Raw genomic sequence first — 417 nt, forward strand, 5'->3', positions numbered from 1 at the left:
CATCTATAATAGCCATATAGTTTTGCTCACTACCATAACCTGCATCAGCTACAATATACTCAGGTAAATAACCGAAGGTATTTTGAATCATTGTTAAAAATGGAATTAAAGTTCTAGTATCTGTCGGGTTTTGAAATAGGTCATAGGATAAAACAAATTGAGAATTTGTCGCTATTTGTAAATTGTATCCTGGCTTAAGTTGGCCATTTTTCATATGGTCTTCCTTCATTCTCATAAAAGTTGCATCATGATCAGTTTTAGAAAAGCTATTTCTATCTTTAAGAATCGATTTTTGTTCTTCATATTTACTTTTTCTTTCGGAATAATCATCAAATTTCTTTTTGAACTTCTTAATCTCAGTTCTTTTTTTACGGGTCTGTTTTCTAATTTGAGTACAATCTTCGTTCTCAATAGAAT

The 417-nt window shown here is 30.2% G+C and carries 1 protein-coding gene; it reads right to left on the reverse strand.

Features of this window, described 5'->3' with window-relative positions; translation table 11 throughout:
- Nucleotides 1-417: transposase (locus D7X32_RS44680; RefSeq protein ID WP_147450548.1), on the reverse strand; the 417-nt coding region annotated here is incomplete at both ends.

This window comes from Corallococcus carmarthensis, assembly GCF_003611695.1.
Taxonomy (GTDB): domain Bacteria; phylum Myxococcota; class Myxococcia; order Myxococcales; family Myxococcaceae; genus Corallococcus; species Corallococcus carmarthensis.